Source organism: Micrococcus sp. TCR-5, from assembly GCF_052220525.1.
GTDB classification, from domain to species: domain Bacteria; phylum Actinomycetota; class Actinomycetes; order Actinomycetales; family Micrococcaceae; genus Micrococcus; species Micrococcus luteus.
Map to the genome: position 1 here is coordinate 156286 of NZ_JBQPDO010000002.1, position 18141 is coordinate 174426.

17 protein-coding genes are annotated in these 18141 nt (G+C 73.6%); 10 read left to right on the forward strand and 7 right to left on the reverse strand.

The genetic code is table 11. The features are described from left to right. Position 1: 1 nt before the first annotated feature. A complete protein-coding gene (locus ACTSKS_RS02505; protein WP_044659971.1) occupies positions 2-697 on the reverse strand; it encodes a hypothetical protein in 696 nt (231 codons plus the stop codon). Positions 698-750: 53 nt separating this feature from the next. Then, the gene (locus tag ACTSKS_RS02510; protein WP_172717669.1) at positions 751-1839 is read right to left on the reverse strand and encodes a catalase family protein; all 1089 of its coding nucleotides are present in this window, start codon (positions 1837-1839) and stop codon (positions 751-753) included. 210 nt (positions 1840-2049) lie between these two features. Between ACTSKS_RS02510 and ACTSKS_RS02515 the strand changes: the two genes are divergently transcribed. From ACTSKS_RS02515 to ACTSKS_RS02530, 4 genes are all read left to right on the forward strand, one after another. Further along, positions 2050-3702 carry an ABC-F family ATP-binding cassette domain-containing protein gene (locus tag ACTSKS_RS02515; RefSeq protein ID WP_163721247.1) on the forward strand — a complete coding sequence of 551 codons (1653 nt, stop codon included), beginning with the start codon at positions 2050-2052 and terminating at the stop codon, positions 3700-3702. 114 nt (positions 3703-3816) lie between these two features. Then, positions 3817-4500: a type 1 glutamine amidotransferase domain-containing protein gene (locus ACTSKS_RS02520; RefSeq protein WP_442927262.1), complete on the forward strand. Its 684-nt coding sequence runs from the start codon at positions 3817-3819 to the stop codon at positions 4498-4500. Between the two features lie 42 nt (positions 4501-4542). Further along, positions 4543-5553 carry an NADP-dependent oxidoreductase gene (locus ACTSKS_RS02525; RefSeq protein ID WP_442927263.1) on the forward strand — a complete coding sequence of 337 codons (1011 nt, stop codon included), beginning with the start codon at positions 4543-4545 and terminating at the stop codon, positions 5551-5553. Positions 5554-5579: 26 nt separating this feature from the next. Beyond that, the gene (locus tag ACTSKS_RS02530; protein WP_354403229.1) at positions 5580-6386 is read left to right on the forward strand and encodes an alpha/beta fold hydrolase; all 807 of its coding nucleotides are present in this window, start codon (positions 5580-5582) and stop codon (positions 6384-6386) included. 31 nt (positions 6387-6417) lie between these two features. Here ACTSKS_RS02530 and ACTSKS_RS02535 read toward each other — a convergent pair whose 3' ends face one another. Next, complete coding sequence (locus ACTSKS_RS02535; RefSeq protein WP_036382885.1) at positions 6418-6909, reverse strand: MarR family winged helix-turn-helix transcriptional regulator; 492 nt, start codon at positions 6907-6909, stop codon at positions 6418-6420. Positions 6910-7020: 111 nt separating this feature from the next. On the opposite strand from ACTSKS_RS02535, the gene ACTSKS_RS02540 reads away from it, so the two are divergent. Together ACTSKS_RS02540 and ACTSKS_RS02545 are read left to right on the forward strand one after the other, a co-directional pair. After that, positions 7021-7440 (forward strand): organic hydroperoxide resistance protein, encoded by a 420-nt coding sequence (locus ACTSKS_RS02540; RefSeq protein WP_063190262.1) that lies wholly within the window; start codon positions 7021-7023, stop codon positions 7438-7440. Further along, a complete protein-coding gene (locus tag ACTSKS_RS02545) occupies positions 7440-7865 on the forward strand; it encodes a DoxX family protein (RefSeq protein ID WP_069941691.1) in 426 nt (141 codons plus the stop codon). The genes ACTSKS_RS02540 and ACTSKS_RS02545 overlap by 1 nt, the downstream gene beginning before the upstream one ends. Positions 7866-8015: 150 nt before the next feature. Here the strand turns inward: ACTSKS_RS02545 and ACTSKS_RS02550 are convergent, their stop codons facing one another. After that, positions 8016-9530: an acetyl-CoA hydrolase/transferase family protein gene (locus tag ACTSKS_RS02550; protein ID WP_412004956.1), complete on the reverse strand. Its 1515-nt coding sequence runs from the start codon at positions 9528-9530 to the stop codon at positions 8016-8018. Positions 9531-9717: 187 nt separating this feature from the next. On the opposite strand from ACTSKS_RS02550, the gene ACTSKS_RS02555 reads away from it, so the two are divergent. From ACTSKS_RS02555 to ACTSKS_RS02565, 3 genes are all read left to right on the forward strand, one after another. Continuing rightward, the gene (locus ACTSKS_RS02555) at positions 9718-10728 is read left to right on the forward strand and encodes an NADP-dependent oxidoreductase (RefSeq protein ID WP_036338689.1); all 1011 of its coding nucleotides are present in this window, start codon (positions 9718-9720) and stop codon (positions 10726-10728) included. Positions 10729-10798: 70 nt separating this feature from the next. Then, positions 10799-12121 (forward strand): DUF4921 family protein, encoded by a 1323-nt coding sequence (locus tag ACTSKS_RS02560; protein ID WP_442927275.1) that lies wholly within the window; start codon positions 10799-10801, stop codon positions 12119-12121. 43 nt (positions 12122-12164) lie between these two features. Further along, on the forward strand, positions 12165-13817 hold the full coding sequence (locus tag ACTSKS_RS02565; protein ID WP_036338696.1) for an ABC1 kinase family protein: 1653 nt from the start codon (positions 12165-12167) through the stop codon (positions 13815-13817). A gap of 28 nt (positions 13818-13845) precedes the next feature. Here the strand turns inward: ACTSKS_RS02565 and ACTSKS_RS02570 are convergent, their stop codons facing one another. Beyond that, positions 13846-14976 (reverse strand): saccharopine dehydrogenase family protein, encoded by a 1131-nt coding sequence (locus ACTSKS_RS02570; RefSeq protein WP_036382893.1) that lies wholly within the window; start codon positions 14974-14976, stop codon positions 13846-13848. A 143-nt stretch (positions 14977-15119) separates the two neighbouring features. On the opposite strand from ACTSKS_RS02570, the gene ACTSKS_RS02575 reads away from it, so the two are divergent. Continuing rightward, on the forward strand, positions 15120-16109 hold the full coding sequence (locus tag ACTSKS_RS02575) for a cation diffusion facilitator family transporter (protein ID WP_134416730.1): 990 nt from the start codon (positions 15120-15122) through the stop codon (positions 16107-16109). 27 nt (positions 16110-16136) lie between these two features. Here ACTSKS_RS02575 and arfB read toward each other — a convergent pair whose 3' ends face one another. Together arfB and ACTSKS_RS02585 are read right to left on the reverse strand one after the other, a co-directional pair. Continuing rightward, positions 16137-16592, reverse strand: a complete 456-nt coding sequence (gene arfB / locus ACTSKS_RS02580) for an alternative ribosome rescue aminoacyl-tRNA hydrolase ArfB (RefSeq protein WP_036316421.1) — start codon at positions 16590-16592, stop codon at positions 16137-16139. Then, the gene (locus tag ACTSKS_RS02585; RefSeq protein WP_442927264.1) at positions 16585-18030 is read right to left on the reverse strand and encodes an MFS transporter; all 1446 of its coding nucleotides are present in this window, start codon (positions 18028-18030) and stop codon (positions 16585-16587) included. Before ACTSKS_RS02585 ends, arfB begins: the two co-directional genes overlap by 8 nt. Positions 18031-18141: the final 111 nt, after the last annotated feature.

An 18141-nucleotide genomic window follows, 5' to 3' on the forward strand; every position in this document is an offset into this window, starting at 1 on the left:
CTCAGTAATCCACCGCCTCGGGGGTGGAGATCGTGTCGGTGAGCTGCTTCAGGGCGGCCGCAGTGTCCTCGTCCAGGTCGGTGCGCCCGGCCATCTGGTCCAGGAAGGTGTTCACCGCGTCCTCGGTGCGCTGCAGTCGGCGCGTGTCCACCACGGTGACCTGCGGGTTCGCCACGAACCACCCGGAGGCGGTGATCTGGTGGTCGGCGATGAAGTCCTTCACGGTCGGGCTGTCGATGCCCGGCCACCCCTCCACGTTCTGGAAGAGGAGGTCCATCAGCTCGGGGATCTTGGTGGCGAAGTCGTTGATGTACGCGTCCCAGTCGCCGTCGTAGGCCGTGGCGAAGAGGATGCGGGTGTTGTCGTCGAAGAAGACGAAGCGCATGTCGTGGAGCGTGGACACGCGCTGGGCGCCGTCCATGTTGCCGCGAGTCAGGTCGAAGATGCGCTGCAGCCGTTCGGCGCCGCCCGGCTTGAGGCGGGCGATCGCGGTCAGCTCCGAGACCTTGCCCGAGCGCATCCCCACGCGGCCGGCGGAGTCGGCGGTGCCGGACAGGTCCGGGTTGTGCTCACGGATCATCGCCTCGAGGGCGATCTTGGCCAGCGTGGGGGCGTCCTGGGCGACGTCCTCGACGGCGCGTTTGACGGCGTCGAGACGGCTCTCGTCCTGGAGCCGGGGGTCTGAGCGGTCAGTCATGAGGTCCTCCTTCGAGAATCCTTTGGGGTGAATGGTGAGGGGTGGGGCCGGGATCAGTCCGGGATGTCGTCGAGCGACGACGGCTCGGGGGCCGGGCGGTCGTTGAACTCGTGGCGGAAGCGAGTGGACTGCTCATAGGCGCGCTTGCGGACGCGCATGATGGAGCCCAACGGCTGGTGCTCGACCACGCCGTTCCAGGGGTTGAAGGTGAGGGCGTCGTCGCCGTAGACGCGGCGGGGATGGCTGTAGCTCTCCTGCGCCTCGATGCGCAGGGTGGCGACGGGCTGGTGCGGGGCCTCCTCCTCGTCCCACAGGACGGAGGCGTCCTCCACCGGCATGCGCTCCGGGTCGGTCGCCAGCTGCGCCCGCAGGACGTACTCTGCGCTCTCACGCGAGAAGAAGTCGGCGACGATCTCGCTGATCGAGGAGAAGTCCTCCACCTTCATGTCCTGACCGGTCAGGGCGCGCACGTTCTCGGACGCCGGGGCCAGCGAGATCTTCGCGACGTGGTCCCCGTAGCGCAGGGCGCCCTGGGTGAAGTACGTCTCGCCGAGGACGTGGGCGTTGTCCCGCCCCAGGCCCTCCAGGGTGGCGCTGGGGGTCCCCCCGACGGTCTCCACCGCACCCCGGACCACGCGCGCGGCGCCCGTCGTCAGGCGCTGCAGCAGCTCGGGGGACTGGGAGTTCTTCTCCAGCAGGCTCAGCATCTCCTTGTAGCGGGCCACGGTGCCGAAGGCGAGCGTCGGGAAGTTCACCATGAGGAAGTCCTGATTGTGGCTGTCCAGATCCGGCAGCAGCCGCTTGCCCTCCACCCCCAGCACCTTCAAGGCCCAGCCCCGCGGGGCGGGAGTGCGGTCGGTGTGGATGTCCCCGGGTGCGGAGGAGAGCCGCGCCACCGCCTCGTAGGTGCCCGGACGGGCGAAGATGCCCTGCGCCAGCTCGGGAGCCAGGCCCTCGTGCACCTCCAGCGTGGCCTTGAGGACGGCGTGGCTTTTGGCGTGGGCGTCGCGGTGGGCGTGCTTGTGCTCTCCCGCCGCGCGGCGCTGTGCCGCGCCCATCTGGGCCAGGATCTCGCGGGTCAGGTCCTCCTCGCGGTCGACCGAATGCTCGATGTCGGGCGTGTACTTCACCGGTTCAGTCATCAGTGCTCTGCCTTCCCTCTCTGGAGCGCCGTGTGCGCCGCGCGGAGCCGCGCACCTGACCCTGGCGACGCTATGACTCTCCCCCTGTCAGGGCAAGGAAGGAAGCGCGCCGCAGATCCGGGAGTCGGGGCCCGGGGGCGGTGCCCCGGGGGATCTGTGACAGTGTGGCGGTGACCCGCCCCAGGGAAGCGCACCCGAGCCAGGAGAAGCATGACCGCCACCCTCGTCGCCTCCGGCCTGGCCGGCGGCCACGGCCATCGCACGCTGTTCGACGCGCTCGACCTCACCGTCGCGCCGGGGGACGTCGTCGGCGTCGTGGGGGCCAACGGCGCGGGCAAGTCCACGCTGCTGCGCATCCTCGGCGGGGACCTGGCCCCGCAGGCCGGCACCGTGTCCCTCGCCCCCTCGGACGCCTTCGTCGGCTGGCTCCCGCAGGAGCACGAGCGCGTGTCGGGGGAGACGGTGGCCGGGTACATCGCCCGCCGCACCGGCTGCGCCGAGGCCACCCGCGAGATGGACGCCTCTGCCGAGGCACTGGCCGACCCGGACGTCACCGACGCCGCCGCGGACCGCTACAACACCGCCCTCACCCGCTGGCTGGCCTCCGGCGCCGCGGACCTGGAGGAGCGCATCCCCGCCGTCCTGGCCGACCTCGGTCTGGACCTCTCCGCCTCCCCGGAACAGGTCCTCATGACCTCCCTCTCCGGTGGGCAGGCCGCCCGCGTGGGCCTGGCCGCGCTGCTGCTCTCCCGCTTCGACGTCGTGCTCCTGGACGAGCCCACCAACGACCTGGACCTGGACGGTCTGCAGCGGCTGGAGGCGTTCGTGCAGGAGCTGCGCGGCGGCGTCGTGCTGGTGAGCCACGACCGCGAGTTCCTGGCCCGCTGCGTCACCCGTGTCCTCGAGCTCGACCTCGCCCAGCACAGCAACCACGTGTACGGCGGCGGCTACGAGGCCTACCTGGAGGAGCGCGCCACGCTCCGCCGGCAGGCCCGGGAGAAGTACGAGGAGTTCGCCGAGCAGAAGCAGGACCTCGTCTCCCGCGCCCGCACCCAGCGGGAGTGGTCCAGCCAGGGCGTGCGCAACGCGATGAAGAAGTCCCCGGACAACGACAAGCTGCGCCGCAAGGCCAACAGTGAGTCGAGCGAGAAGCAGGCCCAGAAGGTCCGGCAGATGGAGAGCCGCATCGCGCGCCTGGAGGAGGTGGAGGAGCCGCGCAAGGAGTGGAGGCTGGAGTTCACCATCGGTGCGGCGCCGCGCTCCAGCTCGGTGGTCGCCACCCTCAACGACGCCGTGTTCCGGCAGGGCGGCTTCACGCTCGGCCCGGTGTCCCTCCAGGTGAACGCGGGGGAGCGGATCGGCATCACCGGGCCCAACGGGGCCGGCAAGTCCACCCTGCTGCGCGGGCTGCTGGGCCGCCAGGCCCCGGACGAGGGCATGGCCGCCCTGGGGTCCAGCGTGCAGATCGGGGAGATCGACCAGGCGCGCTCGCTGCTGGTCGGGACCGTCCCGCTCGCCGCGGCCGTCGAGGCGCTCGTGCCCGAGATGGCCTCCGGGGAGGTGCGCACCCTGCTGGCCAAGTTCGGCCTCAGGGCCGACCACGTGAACCGCCCCGTGGACGAGCTCTCGCCCGGCGAGCGCACCCGGGCATCCCTGGCCCTGCTCCAGGCCCGCGGGGTGAACGTCCTGGTGCTCGACGAGCCCACCAACCACCTGGACCTGGAGGCCATCGAGCAGCTCGAACAGGCCCTGGAGACCTATGAGGGCGCCCTGCTGCTCGTCACCCACGACCGCCGCATGCTGGACACCGTCCGCACCGACCGCCGCTGGCAGGTCCAGGACGGGCGGGTGACGGAGCGCTGATGTCCTGGGCGCGGCGGCCGCGGCGTGAGGCCGGTGGGCACCGTCACCCTTGCCCGAGATTCGGTTGCGTACGACCATGAGAGTGCAGTCCCCACCGACGAAAGGGCCCCAGACATGTCCCGCATCCTGATGATCCTCACCTCGCACGACCAGCTGGGCGACACCGGCCGCAAGACCGGGTTCTGGCTCGAGGAGTTCGCCTCGCCCTACTACGTCTTCACGGACGCCGGCCACGAGGTCACCCTCGCCTCGCCCCGCGGCGGCCAGCCGCCCATCGACCCGACGAGCTCGCAGCTGGAGATGCAGACCGACGCCACCCGCCGGTTCGACCAGGACGAGGAGGCCAAGGCCGCCCTGGCCCACACCACGCCCCTGGCCCGGGTGGACGTGGACGGGTTCGACGCCGTCTTCTACCCGGGCGGTCACGGCCCGCTGTGGGACCTGGTGTCCGACGCCGACTCCACGCGGATCATCCTCGACAGCGACGCGGCCGGGCGCCCGCTCGGCCTCGTCTGCCACGCGCCCGGGATCCTGCACCCGATCACCGCCGCCGACGGCACCCCGTTCGTGCGCGGCCGTCAGGTCGCCGGGTTCACCAACGGCGAGGAGGAGGCCGCCCAGCTGACGGACGTCGTCCCGTTCCTCGTCGAGGACTCGCTGATCGCCGCCGGCGCGGACTACCGCAAGGGCCCGGACGGGGAGAGCTTCGTGGTCACGGACGGCACCCTGGTGACCGGTCAGAACCCGGCCTCCTCCGCCGACGCCGCCCGCCGCGTCCTCGACCTGCTCGCGCGCTGACCCCCGCCGAGCCCACCACTTCGACCCCGAGGAGACCACTCGATGAGCACCCCCACCCACACGCGCGAGATCCACCTCGCCTCCCGCCCCCACGGCGCCCCGACGCCGGAGAACTTCCGCCTCACCGAGGTCGAGCTCCCCGAGCTCGCCGAAGGCCAGGTCCTCGTGCGCAACACCGTGATGTCCGTGGACCCGTACATGCGCGGCCGCATGAACGACGTCGAGTCCTACGTGCCCCCGTTCCAGCTCGACGCCCCCCTCGACGGCGGCGCGGTGGGCACCGTGATCGCCTCGCGCCACGCGGACGTGCCGGAGGGCACGTCCGTGCTCCACGGCCGCGGCTGGCGCGAGCACGCTGTCCTCGACGGCGACACCGTCCAGGCCGTGGACACCTCCCAGCTCTCGGACAGCGCCTACCTGGGCGTGCTGGGCATGACGGGTCTGACCGCCTACACCGGCCTCGTGCACGTGGCCGAGATGCAGGAGGGTGACGCCGTGTTCATCTCGGGCGCCGCGGGGGCCGTCGGCTCGGTCGCAGGCCAGATCGCCCGCCTCCTGGGCGCCTCGCGCGTCGTCGGCTCGGCCGGCACGCCCGAGAAGGTGGCGTGGGTGAAGGAGCTGGGCTTCGACGCCGCGTTCAACTACCACGACGGCTCGCCCACGGACCTGCTGGCCGAGGCCGCGCCGGAGGGGATCGACGTCTACTTCGACAACGTGGGCGGCGACCACCTCGAGGCCGCCATCGCCGCGATGCGGGTCGACGGCCGCGTGGCGATGTGCGGTGCGATCGCCCAGTACAACTCGACGGAGCCGCCGGCCGCCCCGCGCAACCTCGCGCTGGCAATCGGCAAGCGGCTGACCCTGCGCGGCTTCGTCCTGCAGAAGTACGCGGCGCAGGTCCGCCCCGAGTTCCTCGAGCGCGTGGGCCCGTGGGTCGCCGACGGGAAGATCCAGTGGGACGAGACCGTCCGGGAGGGCCTGGAGAACGCACCCCAGGCGTTCATCGACCTGCTCGAGGGCGCCAACACGGGGAAGATGGTCGTCCGGCTGTGACGAGCGACGGCGCACTCGGGGGCGGCATGGCCACCTTCCGGCATCAGGGCCTGACCTTCGATGTCCGCGACGGCGGGCCGGCCGAGGGGGAGGCGGTCCTGTTGCTGCACGGCTTCCCGCAGGACGCCACGTCCTGGAGGCACGTCGAGCCGCTGCTGCACGCCGCGGGGCTGCGCACCCTCGCGCCGGACCAGCGCGGCTACTCCCCGGGGGCCGCGCCGCGGGCGACGGCGGCCTACCGCCTCCCGGCGCTCGTGGGGGACGCCGTCGCGCTGGCGGACGCGGCGGGGGCGCGGCGCGTCCACGTCGTCGGCCATGACTGGGGCGGCGCCGTCGCCTGGGCGCTGGCCACCGCCCACCCCGAGCGCGTCGCGTCCCTGACGGTCCTGTCCACGCCGCACCCGGCCGCCCTGGCCCGCGCCCTGCGCGGCCCGGACCAGCTGCGCCGCAGCTGGTACATCGCCGCCTTCCAGGCACCGGCCCTCCCCGAACGGATCCTCTCGCGAAGGCTGGGCTCCCTGCTGCAGCGGGGGCAGGTCCCCGGGGCGGAGCACTACGCCCGCCGGTTCTCCACCCCGCAGAGCCTGCGCGGCCCGGTGAACTGGTATCGGGCGAACCCGGATCTGGTGACCACCACGAGCAGCGCGCCCGTGTCGGTCCCCACCACGTATGTGTGGGGCACCCGGGACGCGGCCCTGGGGCCGCGGGCCGCCGAGCTCACGGCGGGGCAGGTGGCGGGGGAGTACCGGTTCGTGGCGCTCGACGCGGACCACTGGCTGCCCGAGCGCGAGGCGGACGCCGTCGCCCGGGCGATCCTGGACCGGGTGCGCTGACCCGCGCTCCGCGCGGGCCGCTCCCGCCGTCTCAGCGCGGCCCGGCGGCCTCGGTGATCCGGTTCAGCAGGTCCATGAGGACCTGGCGCTCGGTGGTGTCGAGGGGGATCCGGGTGAGGGCGTCCACCGGGACCGTCCGGGCGGACGCCCGCAGCGCCCGCCCCTCGTCCGTCAGCCGGACCAGCACGCGTCGCTCGTCGTGGACGTCGCGCTCCCGCGTGACGAGCCCCATGCCGGCCAGGCGCCGCACCAGGGGTGTGATCGTCCCGTTGTCCATGCCGAGCCGGTCCCGCAGCGCGCCGACCCCCAGCGCGCCGGCGGCGTCCGACGTCGACGCCTCCGTCTCGGCCGAGGCGTCACTCTCCACCTGCCACAGGGTGAGCATCACGAGGTACTGCGGGTAGGTGAGGCCGAGGCGGGAGAGCAGGGGGCCGTAGCCGCGCGTGACGGCGCGCGCCGCCCGGTGCAGGGCGAAGCAGAGCTGGTCCTCGAGGGCGAGGCTGGGGGTCGGCGCGGCATCCATGGGAGCGATTCTAGTGGTCGCTGGGGAGCGACTTGGTTGCGCGCGACCTAGCCGGGTGGCAGGCTGGAGCCGACTCGTCCCGCACGGGGCGGGCGGATGAAAGGACCTCCCATGGAGACCATCTACACCGCCGAGGCGCTCAGCACCGGCGCCGGCCGCGACGGCCATGTCCGCACCACCGACGGGCGGGTCGACCTCGACCTCGCCGTGCCCACCGAAATGGGCGGCTCCGGCCAGGGCACCAACCCCGAGCAGCTGTTCGCCGCCGGCTACGCCGCGTGCTTCCACTCGGCCCTGCAGATGGTCGCCCGTGCCTCCCGTGCCGACATCACCGACTCCTCCGTCGGCGCGCGCGTGGGCATCGGCCGCCAGGGTGAGGGCTTCGGCCTGGAGGTCACCCTCGAGGTCGTGATCCCCAATGTCCCCGCGGATCAGGCCCGCGCCCTCATGGAGCAGGCGCATCAGGTGTGCCCCTATTCGAACGCCACCCGGGGCAACATCGACGTCGTCCTCGAGCTCGGGGAGGCGTGATGACGAAGCACCGGCAGTCCGTCCCCCTCTCCCAGACCGCCGCCCGCCTCGGCCTCGGCGGGTTCATGACCGCCGCGGGGCTGTCCCACCTCACCGTGGCGCGCCGTGAGTTCCGCGCCCAGGTGCCCTCGTGGGTCCCGCTCCCGGCAGACCTCGTGGTGCTCGGATCCGGCGTGGCCGAGATCGGCCTCGGGGCCGCTCTGCTGGCGCTCCCCGGGCAGCGCCGCCTGACCGGCACCGCCCTGGCGGCCTTCTACACCGCGATCTACCCCGGGAACATCGGGCAGTACGCCGAGCGCAAGGACGGCTTCGGGCTGGACACGGACGGTCGCCGCCTGGCGCGGCTGTTCGGCCAGCCCGCCCTCATCGCGGCCGCCCTGTGGGCCGCGGGAATCCCCGAGCGGGAGCAGGGCGGGCGCGGCTGACGCCGTCGCCGGTCCTGCGGCCCTGGGCCGGCTCCGGGCACGTGCCCGGAGCCGGCGTGATCTCACCCTGCCGCGAGGCGCGGCCCACTGTAGGGTGCCCCGTCGCAGGTGTCCCGCAGGTGTCCCGCAGGTGTCAGGACCGGCGGGCCGTCAGCCGTGACGCATCGTCCCGGTCTCGAGGAAGCGCTGGTGCCAGGACAGGGCCTCGCCCAACAGGTGCGGGGTGTGCAGGCCGCCCGACTCGCGCATCGCGCGGTCGAAGTAGTCCCGCAGCTGCTCCCTGTAGTCCGGGTGCGCGCACGTGTCGATGATCGTGCGGGCGCGCTGCTTGGGGGAGAGGCCGCGCAGGTCGGCCAGCCCCTGCTCCGTCACCACCACGTGCACGTCGTGCTCGGTGTGGTCCACGTGCGAGACCATCGGCACGATGCAGGAGATGTCCCCGCCCTTGGCCGTGGAGGGGGTGAGGAAGAACGACGTGAACGCGTTGCGGGCGAAGTCGCCGGAGCCGCCGAGACCGTTCATCATCTTCGTGCCCATCAGGTGCGTGGAGTTCACGTTGCCGTACAGGTCGGCCTCGAGCATGCCGTTCATGGCGAGGATGCCGAGGCGGCGCACGAGCTCGGGGTGGTTGGAGATCTCCTGGGTGCGCAGGATCAGCTTGTCCCGATACTTCGCGGCGTTGTCGTTGAACCGTTCGGCGGCCTCGGTGGACAGGGAGAACGCGGTCGCGGACGCGGTCGCCAGGGTGCCGGAGTCCAGGGCGTCGAGCATGCCGTCCTGCACCACCTCGGTGAACGCGGACAGGCCCGTGAACCGGGACTTCACCAGCTCGGACATCACCGCGTTCGCGATGTTGCCCACGCCCGACTGCAGCGGCAGCAGCCGCTCGTCGTACCGGCCCTGGGCCACCTCATGCTCGAAGAACTCCACGAGGTGCTGGGCGATCGCGATCGAGTCCGCGTCGGCGGGCTTGAAGGGGGAGTTGCGGTCCGGGGCGTGGGTCTCGACGACGGCCACCACCTTGGCCGGATCGCACCGCAGGTACGTCTCACCGATGCGGTCCGCGGGGTGGGTGAGCATGATCGGCGTGCGGTGCGGGGGCAGCGCGGTGCCGTAGTAGACGTCGTGCAGGCCCTCGAGGTCCTCGCTCTGCCATGAGTTGACCTCGAGGATCACCTGATCCGCCAGGTCGATCCAGGACTTGTTGTTGCCCACGGAGGAGCTGGGGACGAGACGGCCGTCCTCGCGGATCCCGGACACCTCGATCACCGCGGTGGTCATGGGCCCGTAGAAGCCGTTCCACACGGTCTGCGCCAGGTGAGACAGGTGCGTGTCGATGTACTCGATCGCGCCCGCGTTGATCTTGGCGCGCATCGTCGGGTCCGACTGGAACGGGGTGCGCAGCGCGACGGCGTCCGCCTCGGCCAGCGCACCGTCCATCTCCGCGGAGGTGGACGCCCCCGTGTGGAGGTTGATGCGGAACTCCTCGCCGCGCGCGTGCAGCTCCTTGGCCCGCTCGGCCAGCGCCATCGGCACGGCCTTCGGGTAGCCGGACCCCGTGAACCCGCTCATGCCCACGGTGGTGCCGTGCTGGATGAACGCCGCCGCCTCCGCGGCGGACATCACCTTCGACCGGAGGCCGGGGTGGTGGATGCGGGACGACATGGGTGAGGCCTCCGTGCGGGTGAGACGAGTCGAGCGAGAGCGCTGTGACGTGGAACAGCGATCAGCGTACCCGCGTCACGGGTGGCCGTGGGGATGATCACGCCGGAGGTCGCCGAGCCCGACCTGCGTGATCGACGACGGCGAACAGGGCTCGGCACTCCGGGGCGGCGCGCCTAGGCTCGGCGGCATGCGAGCACTCGTCCTCCAGTCCTACGGCGGCCGAGAGGCCATGGCCCTCACCGACGTCCCCGCCCCCACGGCCGGCGCCGGCGAGGTGCTGATCCGCACCCGCGCGGTCGGCCTCAACCCCGTCGACGCGATGCATCGCGAAGGCGACTTCAAGGCCATCGCCCCCGACGACTTCCCCACGGTCGCCGGCAACGAGCTCAGCGGCATCGTCGAGACCGTGGGCGCCGGGGTGACCGCGTTCGCCCCGGGTGACGCGGTGATCACCCGCGTGGACCCCTCCGGCCACGGGGCATTCGCCGAGCTGGCCGCGGTGCGCGCGGACTGGGTGGCCGCCGCGCCCGCCCGCATGCCCCTGACGGACGCGGCCGGCCTGCCGCTCGCCGGCCTGACCGCCCAGCAGGCACTCGGCCCGGAGCACCTGGACCTGCAGCCCGGGGAGCGGCTGCTGATCACCGGGGCCGCCGGCGGCGTCGGGCTGATCGCCACGCGCCTGGCACACCTGCGCGGCGCGCACGTGACCGTGACCGCCTCCGCGGCGGGTGAGCCGTACGTCCGCGAGGCCGGCGCCGACGCGGTGATCGACTATCGCGCCCGCACCGTCGCAGAGGGGGGCGAGCGCTTCGACAAGGTGTTCGACCTCATCGGCGGTGATCAGATGGCCGAGCTGCTCGGCTCGATCGAGCCCGGCGGCCGGCTGGTGACCATCGCGGGCCCGCCGAGCCCCGGCAGCCTTCGTGAGACCGCGCGCCCGTCGCGTCGGCCGCTGGCCGCCGTCGTCTCCCGGGTGGCCAGTGCGAAGGTGCGCCGGGCCGCGAAGAAGGCCGGGGTGACCTACGAGTTCTTCCTCATGCATCCGGACGGGGCGGGCCTGGCCGAGCTCGTCCGGCTCGTGGACGCCGGCGAGCTGGCCGTGACCGTGGACAGCCGCTACCCCCTGGCCGACTGGGAGCAGGCGTTCGAGCGTCTCGAGTCCCACCATGCCAAGGGCAAGGTGCTGCTCGAATTCTGACCGGCGGGCGCGTCGGCGCCGGCCTGCCCGGGCCGGCACCGCCTCGTATCCTGGCCTCGTGCACCCGTCTGTGAGCGAGCCCCTCACCCGACTGCCGGACGGCACCGTCAAGCAGCGCAACCCCTTCACCGGCACCGAGGTCTGGACCGTGCCCGGCCGCGGCCACCGCCCGCTCGGCCTCGTCCGGCCCGCCCCGCAGCCGCTCGACCCCGCCCAGCAGGGTCGGCACTGCGCCTTCTGCGAGCACCGCCTGCTGGAGACGCCGCCGGAGAAGTCACGCATCGTCTCCACGAGGGCCGACGACGGCGCCCCGGTCTGGCAGATCCTGCGGCACCCGGCCGTGGAGCGGCTCGAGGAGACGACCCCGGCCTTCCGCCGGGTCCCCAACCTCTTCGAGATCCTCAGCTACGACTACTGGCGTCTCAACCACGGCTACGAACTCCCCCCTGACGCGCGCCGCCGCCGTGACGAGTACCTGGCCACCGAGGCCGGCCGCGCCCACGTGCGCGCCGTCGTCGCCGCGAAGCTGCGCGCCTCCGGCCGCTCCGCCGAGGAGGCGGCGGCGATGTCCGAGGCGGAGCTGATCGGGGCGTCGGCCGCATTCTTCGGCGGCACGCACGACGTCGTGATCGCTCGGCGGCACTTCGTCGACGGGGCCGTGGACGACCACCAGCTGGCCTCCTCGGGCACCCTCACCCCGGACGAGCACCACGCGTTCCTGGCCCTGACCGCCGACGCGATGCGGGACCTCTATGCGACCACGCCCGCCGTGCAGTACGTCTCCGTGTTCCAGAACTGGCTCAAGCCCGCCGGCGCCTCCTTCGACCACCTGCACAAGCAGCTCGTGGCCATCGACGAGGTCGGCGCGCAGAACGCCGCCGCCCTGGGCCGGCTGCGCGAGGACCCGCAGGTGTTCAACCACGCCGCGCTGGACGTGGCCGTGGCGCACGACCTCGTGATCGCCGCCAACGAGCACGCCGTGATGTTCGCCGGCTTCGGCCACCGGTACCCGACGGTCGAGGTCTACTCCACGAGCCCGGTGGGGCAGCCGTGGCGGCAGACCGCGGCCGAGCTGCGCGCCGTGTCCGACCTGCTGCACGCCGCCCACGCGGCCACCGGCCCGGACGTCCCCTCCAACGAGGAGTGGCACACCCGCCCGCCCGGCGTCGCGGACCCGATGCCGTGGCGCGTGATGCTCAAGTGGCGCGTCTCCACCCTCGCCGGCTTCGAGGGCGCCACCAAGATCAACGTCAACACGATCAGCCCGTGGGACGTGCGGGACCGGGTGCTGGCGAGGCTGCGGGAGCTGCGGGCGGCGGGCGCGCTCGCGGACGGGATGCGGATCGGGGCCGACGCGCGGGTCCGGCCGGGCATGCTCCGGTACGCGGACTGAGCGGCGGGGCCCGTCCCTCCGCGCGGTCGGTAGCGTGGGCGTCATGGCCCTCCACCTGCAGCGCTACCGCGAGATCGCCCACGTCATGGCCCGCAACGGCCTCATGGCCACGGCCGTGCAGGCCGGGCTCTCCCGGTGGCTGCCCCTCGAGGAGGGGGAGCCGCACCTGGGCATCGACGCCGAGGCCCGCCCCGAGCTGTTCGTGCGCACGTTCGAGGAGCTGGGCGTCACCTTCGTGAAGCTCGGGCAGCTGATCTCGGCGCGCCCGGACGTGTTCCCCGAGGCCTACTGCGCGGCGTTCGCCCGCCTCACGGACAGCACGTCGGCGGTGCCCTTCGAGGCCGTCGCCCGGACGGTCGAGGAGGACCTCGGCGCCGACGTCGACACCCTGTTCGCCTGGTTCGACCGGGCGCCCCTGGCCACCGCCTCCATCGGTCAGGCCCACCGCGCGCGCCTGCATGACGGGCGCGCCGTCGTCGTGAAGGTCCGCAAGCCCGGTGTGGTGGAGCAGGTCCAGGCGGACCTGGAGATCCTGCGGACGCTGGCGGCCACGTGGTCGCGGGCCTCACGGACCTTCGCCGACCTGGACGTGCCGGCCATGGTGGACGAGTTCGACCGCTCGCTGCGCGCCGAGCTCGACTACGTGGTGGAGGCGCGGGCCTGCGAGGAGATCGCCGCCGGCTTCCGGGACACCCCGGGCGTGCGGTTCCCGTGGATCGAGTGGGACCTGACCACCTCGCGCGTGCTGACCATGCAGGAGCTCTCCGGGCTGCGCGTGGACGACCTGGCCGGACTCGACGCCGCCGGCATCGACCGGGAGGAGCTGGCGTACCGGGCCGCCGACGTGCTGCTGGCCATGGTGTTCGAGCACGGCGTGTTCCATGCGGACCCGCACCCGGGCAACCTGTTCATCGAGCCGGACGGGACCGTCGGGTTCATCGACTTCGGCTCCGTCGGGCGGATCTCCCCGTCCCTCCGGCGCCGGTTCGCGGGCCTGGCCATGGCGCTGGCCCGGCAGGACACCGACGGGCTGGTGCGGGCCCTGCTGGACATCGCCCCGCCGCGCGGCCCGGTGGACCGCCGTCGGCTCCGGCTGGAGGTGGCCCGGATCGTCGGCCGCCTCGAGGGGCGCGAGCTCGAGGACATCCGCGTGGCGCAGCTGATCTCGGAGATCTTCGCCCTGGTGCGGCGCCACCGGCTGTCCCTGCCGCCCGAGCTCGTGCAGCTGCTGCGGATGCTGATCATCGTGGACGGCATCGGCCGCCGCCTGCACCCCGGCTTCGACTACACCCGCGTGCTCGACCCGTTCGCCCTGCGCCTCGTGGGGGAGCACCTCGACCCCCGGCGGGTGGCGGGCCGGATCGGCCGGGCCACGATCGCGGCGGCCGAGCTCGGCATCGACCTGCCGGAGTACGCCCGCAAGGTGATGGAACGCATCGACGACGGCGGGATCGACGTCACCGTCCGCGCGAGCGAGCTCGAGCCGCTCGTGACGCGCCTCGAGCGGACGGGCGACCGGGTGGTGGCCGCCATGGTGGTGGCCGCGATGATCACCGGCGGCACGAACGTGCTCGTGGCGTACAAGGACCGGCTCGGCCGCTTCGCCGGGCCGGTGGTGGCCGCCGGCGGCGCCGCCCTGACCGGCGGCAGCGCCTATCTGGCCTGGATCAGCCGCCCGCGGCGTCGCCCCCGCTGAGGGCCACGGGCGGGGTCAGTCGTCGGGATCATGCCCGCACCAGGCCGACCGCGGCGCAGGCCGTCTCGAAGTCGTCGAGGCCGAACGCCTGGATCGGGCTGACGACGCCGGCCTCGCGGGCCCGGCCTGCGGCGAGCTGACGGGCGCCCCAGGCCATGAGGTCCCCGGTCAACGTGTAGGCGTTGGGGCCGCGCAGGTGCACGTCCGCCACGACGCGGCCGGCCGCGTCCCGCGCGATCGCCCCGACTCGGGAGCCCGTGCGGGCCCGGTCTGCGGCGTCGGGGCCACCCGGGTCCCCGGCCAAGGGCCGCAGCAGGGCCTGCACGCCGCGGGCGACGCCGGGGAGCCACCCCACCGCGCCGAGGGCGGCGGCGCCGATCTGCGTGGGCCGGGCCGGGAACCAGCCGTTGAAGACCTCGACCTCATCCAGGCCGGGCTGCATCCGCGGCAGGAACAGGGACTCCGTGCCGCCGAACAGCACGCCGCGGCGATCCTGCCCGTCGACCCGGAAGACGGCCGACCGGCTGGCCGGGCCCGTCGTCGCCAGCCGCCCGCCGCGCCACGTGATCGTCCGCTCGGTGAGGGCGTCCACCATCGTCTGGCGCGTCCCGTGGCTGAGGTCGACGCGCGGGTCCAGCTCGCCGTCGGCGAAGTATCCGATCTGCAGGGACCGTGCGCGTCCACCGGCCTGCGCCAGCGCGAGCCCGCCCGCGAGCATGCCCGGCGCGTAGTCGAAGCCGAGGGCGGGCAGCAGGGTGGCGCCCGTGCGTCGGGCGGTGGCGTCCAGGTCCGCCTTGAGGTCCTTCACGAAGCCGACCTCACCGGTGGAGTCCACGTAGTGCGCGCCCCGCTCCGCGGCGGCGCGGGCGACCGGTCGGCCGTAGCGTTCGAAGGGGCCGACCGTGGAGACCAGCACATCGCCTTCCGTGACCAGGGCCCTCAGCGAGGCGGGGTCACCGGCGTCGGCGACGGCGACCTCCAGCCCGTCGTGCCGCCTCGCCGCGTGCTGGAGCGAGTCCCGGTTCCGGCCCGCCAGCACGGGCCGTGCGCCCTGGGCCACGAGGGCGTCCACGACGAGGGATCCGGCGTAGCCCGTCGCGCCGAGCACGATGATGCGGGGGGCGTCGGGGCGGTCGAGGTGCAGGGGAGAATCCGTCATGGCCCCACGCTAGGCCGCGCACGCGGAGACCTCACGGGCTCGGCGACGCCGATCCGCGTGGACCCCCTCTCGCGCTCCCGGACCGGCGGACCCGGACATGGCGAGCCTGGCCCGGCACCCGCCTGCAGGGGCAGACTCGGGGGATGACCCGTACCCCGCCCGCCGTCGCCCCGCCCGCCGCCGAGTCCGGCGGCGAGAGCCTGCTGACCGTCCTGATCGCCCTCGGCGTGAACACGGTGATCGCCGTCGTCAAGTCGATCGTGGGCGCGGTCACCGGCTCAGCCGCGATGGTGGCGGAGGCCGCGCACTCCTGGGCCGACGCCGGCAATGAGGTCTTCCTGCTGCTGGCGGAGCGTCGGGCCGGCCTAGCCCCCGACGCGCGGCACCCGCTGGGCTACGGGCGCGCGGCCTACGTGTGGTCGATGGTCGCGGCCTTCGGCCTGTTCGCGGTGGGCTCGGCGGTCTCGGTCTGGCACGGGATCACGGCCTGGTCCGCCCCCGAGGAGGAGGCGGAGTACACGATCGCGTACATCGTGCTCGCCGTCGCGTTCGTGCTCGAGGGCATCTCGTTCCTGAACGCGCACCGGCGCGTCCGCGGCGACGCGGAGCGGCGGCACATCAGCGATGCCACGTTCCTGCGCCAGACCTCGGACCCCACCCTGCGCGCCGTGTGGGTGGAGGACGCCTCGGCCCTGATCGGCCTGGCCATCGCGGCCGCCGCCCTCGCCCTGCACCAGCTCACCGGGGACCCCCGGTGGGACGCCGCCGGCTCGATCCTCGTGGGCGTGCTGCTCGGGGTCGTCGCGATCTTCCTGCTCTCGCGGAACATGGCGTTCCTCGTCGGCGAGGTCGCCGACCCGGTGATCCGGACCCGGGTGCTGCGCTGGCTGCTGGAGCGGCCCGAGGTGCTCTCCGTGAGCTACCTGCACCTCGAGTACGTCGGCCCGGAGAAGCTCTTCGTCGTCGGGGCCGTGGACCTGGCCGGGGACGAGCGGGAGAGCGAGGCCGCGGTCCTGCTCCAGCGCGTGGAGGACGCCCTCCTCGAACACCCGCGCGTGGCCGCCGTCGTGCTCTCCCTGTCCAACCCCGTCCACGCGCCCCTGGCCCCGGAATCGCAGAACACCCGCGTCTGAGCCCGCGCGGCCGGCGGGCGAGCGGCCTCAGTCGAGGCCGGGGCGGCGGCGCGTGCGCTTCACCTCGGAGCGACGGCGTTTGGCCTCCAGGCGGCGCCGCCGGGAGCCGCGCGTCGGCGTCGTGGCCCGCCGCGGCGTCGGCGGGGCCAGGGCCTCGCGCAGCAGCGCCGCGAGCCGCTCGCGGGCGGCCACCCGGTTGCGCCACTGGGCCCGGTGCTCCGCCACGCTGACGGTGAGGACCGTCCCGGCCAGCCGGGGCGCCAGCCGCGCGAGGACGCGGGCGCGCTGGACGTCGTCGAGGGCGGAGGTGGCCGCCAGGTCCAGGCTGAGCTGGACCCGCGAGTCCGCCGTGTTCACGCCCTGACCGCCCGGGCCGGAGGCGTGGGAGAAGCGTTCGACGAGTTCGCCCGCGGGGATGATCAGCCCGCGGGGTGCGCCGGGGCCGGGGGTGACGCGCACGTCGCCGGGGCGGGGCTCAGCCACGGGGGGCCGCCGTCCGTGGTCCGCGCAGGTCCGCGAGTGCGACGAGGAGCGCGAGGGCCATGCACCCGGCCACCAGCGCGAAGGCGGCCATGAACGCCCCGTCCCAGTCGGCACCGGAGGCGACGCCCAGGAACACCCCCACGATCACGGCGGTGCCGACGGCCGTGCCGACGCGCTGGCCGGTCTGCAGGACGCCGCCGGCCGTGCCGGAGTGCCGCGGCGGGACCTCGGCCAGGCTGAGGGTCTGGTTGGGGGAGACCACCAGCCCCTGCCCGGCACCCAAGATGGCGAGGGTGAGCAGCAGCCACCACGGACTCAGGCCGAACTCCCGGTTGGCCCACGCCACCCCGATGGAGCCCACGACGGCGAGCAGCGCCAGCGCGATGCCGAGGACGACGATCTTCCGGCCCGTGCGCAGCACCACGCGCCCGGCCACGGTGGACATCACGCTCGACATGACCGCCGAAGGCAGGCCGATGAGCGCGGCGTGCAGCGCCGGGTAGCCCAGCCCGTTCTGCATGAACATGGCGATCACGACGAACATGCTGGTCGAGCCGGTGAAGTAGATGGCGATCAGCAGGGCGCCGCACGCGAAGCTGCGGGTCTGGAACAGGCGCAGGTCCACCATCGGGGCGCGGCCCCGTCGGGCGTAGCGGGCCTCCCAGCGTGTCCAGAGGGCGGCCAGGCCGATGCCGACGGGCACGAGCACGAACCGCCACGGCCCGAGCTCACGGTCCAGGAACGGGAGCATGACGGCCACGAGGGCGCCGGCCAGCAGGACGACGCCGACCGGGTCCAGGTCCGGGCGCCGCGCCCGCTCGGGGGCGGTGCGTGGCAGCCAGTGGCGGGCCACGACGAGGGCGCCGAGGGCGATCGGCACGTTCACCAGGAAGGTCGCGCGCCAGCCGAGGTCGCCGCCGAGCCACGCGATGAGCCCGCCGCTGAGCAGCGGCCCCACCGCCACGGACACCCCGACGACGGCGCCGAGCGCCCCGAACGCCCGGGCGCGGGAGGCGCCGGAGAACTCGCCCTGGATGAAGCCGGTGACCTGCGGGTTGAGCAGGCCCGCGCCCACGCCCATGACCAGGCGCGCGAGCACGAGCAGGACGCCCGTGGGCGCCAGGCCGGACAGGAGCGCACCGAGCGCGAACACGCCGAGGCCCACCATGAACAGCCGGCGTCGTCCGAAGAGGTCACCCGCCCGGCCCGCCGGCACGAGCACCATGCCGAACACGAGGGTGTAGCCGGAGATGGCCCACTGCAGCTCCGCGTCACTGGCGTCCAGGCCCCGCTGCAGGGCGGGCAGGGCCACGTTGATGCTGGACACGGCCAGCAGGGACATGAAGATCGGGATGAGGAGCACCGCGAGGATGCGCTGCTGGTGCGGGGTGAAGACCGAGGACGCGGCGCCGTCGGACGGACGCGGGGCGACGGGCATGCGGTCTCCTTCACAAGGGTGTCTCGGGCGCTTTCCAGGATCGGCCCTCGTCCCGCATCGTGCCAGGTCCGAGGGTCCTCGGCCCGGTGCGGCGCACGGAGGCCATGACCG

Excerpts from the sequence above, each read along its gene's own strand:
- ACTSKS_RS02505 (WP_044659971.1), bottom strand. The coding sequence starts at position 697 with ATGACTGACCGCTCAGACCCCCGGCTCCAGGACGAGAGCCGTCTCGAC.
- ACTSKS_RS02510 (WP_172717669.1), bottom strand. The coding sequence starts at position 1,839 with ATGACTGAACCGGTGAAGTACACGCCCGACATCGAGCATTCGGTCGAC.
- ACTSKS_RS02515 (WP_163721247.1), top strand. The coding sequence starts at position 2,050 with ATGACCGCCACCCTCGTCGCCTCCGGCCTGGCCGGCGGCCACGGCCAT.
- ACTSKS_RS02520 (WP_442927262.1), top strand. The coding sequence starts at position 3,817 with ATGTCCCGCATCCTGATGATCCTCACCTCGCACGACCAGCTGGGCGAC.
- ACTSKS_RS02525 (WP_442927263.1), top strand. The coding sequence starts at position 4,543 with ATGAGCACCCCCACCCACACGCGCGAGATCCACCTCGCCTCCCGCCCC.
- ACTSKS_RS02530 (WP_354403229.1), top strand. The coding sequence starts at position 5,580 with ATGGCCACCTTCCGGCATCAGGGCCTGACCTTCGATGTCCGCGACGGC.
- ACTSKS_RS02535 (WP_036382885.1), bottom strand. The coding sequence starts at position 6,909 with ATGGATGCCGCGCCGACCCCCAGCCTCGCCCTCGAGGACCAGCTCTGC.
- ACTSKS_RS02540 (WP_063190262.1), top strand. The coding sequence starts at position 7,021 with ATGGAGACCATCTACACCGCCGAGGCGCTCAGCACCGGCGCCGGCCGC.
- ACTSKS_RS02545 (WP_069941691.1), top strand. The coding sequence starts at position 7,440 with ATGACGAAGCACCGGCAGTCCGTCCCCCTCTCCCAGACCGCCGCCCGC.
- ACTSKS_RS02550 (WP_412004956.1), bottom strand. The coding sequence starts at position 9,530 with ATGTCGTCCCGCATCCACCACCCCGGCCTCCGGTCGAAGGTGATGTCC.
- ACTSKS_RS02555 (WP_036338689.1), top strand. The coding sequence starts at position 9,718 with ATGCGAGCACTCGTCCTCCAGTCCTACGGCGGCCGAGAGGCCATGGCC.
- ACTSKS_RS02565 (WP_036338696.1), top strand. The coding sequence starts at position 12,165 with ATGGCCCTCCACCTGCAGCGCTACCGCGAGATCGCCCACGTCATGGCC.
- ACTSKS_RS02570 (WP_036382893.1), bottom strand. The coding sequence starts at position 14,976 with ATGACGGATTCTCCCCTGCACCTCGACCGCCCCGACGCCCCCCGCATC.
- ACTSKS_RS02575 (WP_134416730.1), top strand. The coding sequence starts at position 15,120 with ATGACCCGTACCCCGCCCGCCGTCGCCCCGCCCGCCGCCGAGTCCGGC.
- ACTSKS_RS02585 (WP_442927264.1), bottom strand. The coding sequence starts at position 18,030 with ATGCCCGTCGCCCCGCGTCCGTCCGACGGCGCCGCGTCCTCGGTCTTC.